This is a genomic window from Microvirga tunisiensis, from assembly GCF_009296175.1.
In the GTDB taxonomy this organism is placed as follows: Bacteria; Pseudomonadota; Alphaproteobacteria; order Rhizobiales; family Beijerinckiaceae; genus Microvirga; species Microvirga tunisiensis.
This window is the reverse complement of the sequence record NZ_VOSK01000393.1, coordinates 1-5,068: the sequence shown is the minus strand read 5'-3', so window position 1 is coordinate 5,068 and position 5,068 is coordinate 1. Positions and strand designations below refer to the sequence as shown.

Below are 5,068 nucleotides of genomic sequence, written 5' to 3'. Positions count from 1 at the left end.
AGGGCAAAATGGAGATCATTCGTTGCCTCAAGCGCTTTGTCGCGCGGGAGATCTTCGGCTATCTCTGCCGAGCCAGCAGGGCTCCCACGACAGTCCCTTCGACCTCTTGACCTTTATAGGAGCATCAATGCGGTGGTCGAGACCTTCTTCAAGACCTTGAAATCTGAACTGGTCTGGCGCACCGTTTTCCAGACCAGATCCGAGGCCAAGGACGCACTTGGGCGTTACATCGATGGTTTTTACAACCCCGTCCGGCGTCATTCGACGCTCGACTACTTCAGCCCGGTTCAGTTCGAAAGGCTGGCCGAATAGCTACCAAACCGCTCTCCACTTAAGCGAAGCAAATCCAATATAGGCCAACGCGACCAGAGAGCCGACACCGGGAGCCGTCATCAGGCATCGGACCGCCTGATCATGGCGCGCCAGTCCCATGAGCCGACGGGTGAGGATGCCGATTTGCCGGCTGACCTCCTGCAACGCTGCCAGGAGCGCCTCGACCGCATCCTTCACGGCCCATTGGCCACCAGTTCACGCACGCGATCGATAAAGGGCTGATGGCCTCCCTTGCCGGCCAACAGGCCGAAGGGCTTGAGCACACCCCGGATCTGGTTGACCAGATCCACGCGCACCTCCACCAGACGGGCTCGCGAGCTGAGGAAGCTGCGGATCACCTGGCTGTCCAGGCTCTTGACGGTGACCTCCCGGTACCATCCCGTGCGTACGATCTGCGCCAGCCCCAGAGCGTCATTGGGATCGGTCTTGTTCACCTGCAGCGACAGCGCTGAGCCCCAACCCTGCGTCAGTCGCTTTGAGCTCGCCGAGGTCTGCGAGAGAAAGACGAGATGGAGAACGGTCGCGCCGTCGCATCTGGGCTCTGGTGACCCATTTGGCCAGTCAGGGCCGAGTAGCTTATGAGACCAGATGCGCGCGGATATCCATGATGGCCAAGGAGCTCGGCTCCGCAAGGGCCGGATACATTAGCGCAAGACCAACCTCTCTATGTCGAAAGTCTCTTGCAACGCACGGCCGGTCCATACATCTGGGTCACAATCGCCCAGCCCTGTCGACCGGCAGGCTAAAGTGAAACACCGCGCCCTGAGGCTCGTTGGCGCTCGCCCACAGGCGTCCGCCGTGCGCCTCGATGATCGAGCGGCAGATGGCCAGCCCCATGCCCATGCCTGCCGGCTTCGTCGTGTAGAAGGCCTCGAACATCCGCTCCGCATTCTGTGGATCCAACCCGACGCCGGCGTCCTGCACGGCCACCAGCACCCCGGCTTTCTCGCGCCGGGACCGGATCACCAGCTCGCGCGGCCGCTCCGCCACATCCATCATGGCCTCGATGCCGTTCAGCACCAGGTTCAGCAATACCTGCTGCAGTTGCACTTGGTCGCCCATCACGGGCAGAAGGTTGGGCGCCAGCTCGGTGCGCAGCAGGATCCGGTGCTGAACCACCTCCCCATGGGCGAGGGCTGCTACATTCTGGATGAGATCATCCAGGTTCACCTGCTCCGCGACGGCAGCTTTCTTCTGAAGGAGCGAGCGTACCCGCCCGATCACCTCGCTAGCCCGGTGCCCGTCCCGCGCGATGCGCTCCAATATCTCGCAGGCCTCGCCGAGATTGGGTGGCTCGTGGGCGAGCCAGCGCAGGGCCGCGCTGGCATTCGTGACGATGGCGCCCAGCGGCTGGTTGACCTCATGCGCGATCGAGGCGGTCAGCGCGCTCATCGTCGTCACACGCGTGACATGCGCGAGTTCAGCCTGCGCCTTGTGCAGCGCCTCCTCGGCGCGCCTGTGCTCGGTCATATCCATCACCGTCCCAATGTATTCAATCACGGCTCCAGTGTCGTCGAACACTGGATGCCCGATCGCATGCAGGCGCTTGATCGTTCCGTCGGGCAGCACGATCCTGTGTTCGACCGCATATTCGGCTTTCTCGCGGAATGCGGTCCTGACGCGTTCAAGAACTCGGCCGCAATCGTCCGGGTGCCAGAAGCGAGTAAGTTCATTCAGGTCAGGGGCAGGGTCGCGTTGTGGATCCAATCCATGGATCCGGAACATCTCCTCGGACCAGTAAATCACCTGCTCAGTGGCCGGGTTGTAGACGCAACTGCCAGTATGGCTCAGCCTTTGCGCCTCGGCGAGATAATGCTCGCTGCGCCGCAGCGCGTCTTCGGCCCGCTTGCGGTCTTCGATGTCGGTCAGGACGCCATACCATTTGAGGATGGTGCCGTGCTCATCGCGCAGCGGCACGGCACGATCCAGGAACCAGCGACAAGCCCCGTCCGCCGCCCGGCGGTAGCGCGACTCGTTTTCGTACGGCTCGCCCGCCGCTGCGCGCACCCGCCATTTCTCCAAATTGCGGTCCAGATCGGCCGGATGAACCACGCTTTGCCAGCCAGATCCGGCCGTGTCCTCCTGCGACAAGCCTGAGTAGTCGCGCCATCCCCGGCTGGCAAACGCAACAACGGGCCCAGAGGGCCCCGGCAAAGCGATGTAGACCATCGCGGGCAGGTGTTCGATCAGATCGCGCAGCTCCTGTTCGCTCCGCCGGGCCGCCTCTTCCGCATGCTTGCGCTCAGTGATGTCCTCGCAGGCGACCAGGATGACTGGGCAGTTCTTCAACAGCACGGCCCGGGCGGTTTCGCGCACCCAGAGCACCGTGCCATCCTTGCGCATCTTGCGGGCCTCCCAGCTCATCGCCCAGTTAAGCTGGTCGAAGCAGCGGGCAACGTGCCTTTGGACCGCCTCCCGATCAGGCTCATAGAACACGTTCAGCACGGGGCTCCCGACCAATTCGGCGGGGGTGTAGCCGAGCTGCTCAGCTCCGAGCGGATTGACGGACAGGATGGTGCCGGCCGCGTCGACTATGAAGTACATCGTCGGGTTGTTCTCGAAAACCGCCTTCCATTGCTCCTCGCTCTCCCGCAGCGCCTCTTCGGCACGCTTGCGTTCGGTGATGTCCATCGCCGCTCCGATGATTTCAACAAGGTTGCCGGACTCGCTGAAAACGGGGTGGCCTACTCCGTGAAGGTGCTTGATCTCGCCGTCCGGAAGAACGATCCGGAAATCTGTTTCGGAATCGCCCCTGATACGAACTGCCCTTTCCGAGTTTTCGAGCCACTTTCCCCGATCCTCCGGATGGATGCGCTGGAGCAGCGCCTCGAAGGACGGGATACCTGCTTCCGGATCGAAGCCAAACAAGCGGGAGCGTTCCTGCGACCAGTAGGCGATTCTTTTCGTGATAGGGTTCCATGCCCAAATGCCGCTTTTGCTCAGCGCCTCCGCTTCCGCCAGGTAGGCCTCACTGCGCCGCAATTCCTCCTCCGCCCGCTTGCGCTCAGTGATGTCGTTGTTGGTCTCCAGGATCGCCACGGGACGGCCCCGTGCGTCCCGCTGTATAGACCACCGGCTCGCCACGATCGCCTGCGTGCCGTCTTTCCTGGTGTGGACGAGTTCCCCTTCCCAACGGCCGGTGCGGAGCAGCTCGGCCGTGATCTCGCCGAGCGGCATGGGAAAGATCGTCTGCATGAGGTGGTGTGAAACCTGGCCGACAGCTTCCCCTGTGCTCCACCCGTACAGCTCCTCGGCACCGCGGTTCCAGTAGATGATGACGTCGTTCATGTCACGCACGAAGATTGTGTCGTGGGTGAGGTCGAGAAGCCCGGCCTGTTCGCGCAGCACCATTTCTCGCGACCGGCTTTGCACGGCGAGAAACGCCGTCACGCCGATCGCCGCAAGGCTGAGGAGGCGGTTTAAAAGAGCAATGCTTGGCGATGCATCGTGCTGCGCCAGCACATAGCTGAGTATCGTCAGCGTCATGCATCCCACCGCCGCGAGCGCAACACCCCGCGCCTGAAGCACCTTGGCCGTGAGCAGCACAACACCCACGTACAGCACGGCGATGGCGACCTCTGCGGGGGTCATCGTGTCGAGAATGAAGATCCCGATCGCGATAACAGCGCTCAGGACCGGAAAAGCAAGCGACGGGACTGTGGTCGGCGACGTCGCCTGATCTTGCGCTTGGGTCTGCTCTGCCTGCATGGTGCACCTCGCCAGGGACATGCTGGTGGTCCCAGTTCCGGAGCGACGGGGCACAAGCCACTATCTCACACCGCCAGTCATCCCGTTTGCCCGTCGATATCTTGTCCCGACTGACCTTACGGGTAAAGCTGCAGTAGCGGAGTAGCAGTAAAACGTAGTAACATAGTGTAAACTGAACGGGCAATTAGGGAGCGTACGAGGTTCGTGCAATAAACCTCGGTAGACCGGACCGGCACTATCAAAAACACAGCCACTTTCGAGACGAGGTCGATCGCACCCGCTTTGGTCCGCCGCATCTCGCGTCCGACGGCTGCGCGGAACACGGCTGGGAGCTGCAATGCTGGTGGGACACGCGTCCATAGGGACTTGGTCACCTGACGCCCTGTGCGTGTGCGGCGTGGCGCTAGCCTGGGACAGCTCACTGCGAACCGCGAAAACCGATCTCGTTGAAGTAGAGATCGGCCAGATGTGGTGGCTCTGTTACATCAACGCGCTTTACTTGCTTGTACATCCTCCTGCTAGGAGACAACTTGCATATTTCCAATCGTTTAGACTATTTGGCGCCGACCCAAAACAGCCTTACTTGTTTGATGTGACAAAGGTTTGAGAGGCATACTGCCCGTCGGACATGGCCGAGCATAAGACCTGCCGCTGCTCGATGAAACGGCATGGTGCAGCGCCGCAGCCGTCGGTCTAAGCGTGGCTGCTCGCTAGTGTTGTGACTCTAACGCTTGTTTCGCACGGGCGACCTTCTCCAGGATAGCTGAGGCCGAGGCGGTCCAGACAAAGGGTCGAGGGTCGGCATTGTGGTGCTCCAAGTAGTCTATGATCGCGCTTTCCAGATCGGGCACGCTCGTGAAGGCGCCCCGCCGGATGCGCTCCTGGGTGATCAGGGCAAAAAAGCGCTCAACCTGGTTGAGCCATGAGGCCGAGGTCGGCGTGAAGTGCAGGTGGAAGCGCGGATGCTTTTCGAGCCAAGCCTTCACCTTGGGGTGCTTGTGGGTGGCGTAGTTGTCCACGATCAGGT

4 protein-coding genes and 1 pseudogene are annotated in these 5,068 nt (G+C 61.6%); 1 reads left to right on the top strand and 4 read right to left on the bottom strand.

From position 1 onward, the window contains the following. Nucleotides 1–126: 126 nt before the first annotated feature. Nucleotides 127–312: pseudogene (locus FS320_RS51145) on the top strand (IS3 family transposase); the annotation flags it as partial. On the opposite strand, the gene FS320_RS48965 reads toward FS320_RS51145, so the two are convergent. The 4 genes from FS320_RS48965 to FS320_RS37565 form a co-directional block, all read right to left on the bottom strand. Next, nucleotides 313–510 carry a hypothetical protein gene (locus FS320_RS48965; RefSeq protein WP_244627643.1) on the bottom strand — a complete coding sequence of 66 codons (198 nt, stop codon included), beginning with the start codon at nt 508–510 and terminating at the stop codon, nt 313–315. Beyond that, entirely contained in the window at nt 507–767 is a 261-nt protein-coding gene (locus tag FS320_RS50445) for an IS110 family transposase (protein WP_338105598.1), read from the bottom strand. The genes FS320_RS48965 and FS320_RS50445 overlap by 4 nt, the downstream gene beginning before the upstream one ends. Nucleotides 768–1,044: 277 nt before the next feature. Further along, complete coding sequence (locus FS320_RS37570) at nt 1,045–4,062, bottom strand: PAS domain S-box protein (protein ID WP_152717388.1); 3,018 nt, start codon at nt 4,060–4,062, stop codon at nt 1,045–1,047. 689 nt (nt 4,063–4,751) lie between these two features. Next, a partial coding sequence (locus tag FS320_RS37565; protein ID WP_192926390.1) for a transposase occupies nt 4,752–5,068 on the bottom strand: 317 nt, incomplete at its 5' end.

Bases quoted from the DNA above. Each gene is read 5' to 3' on its own strand.
- FS320_RS37570 (WP_152717388.1), bottom strand. From the start codon at position 4,062: ATGTCCCTGGCGAGGTGCACCATGCAGGCAGAGCAGACCCAAGCGCAA.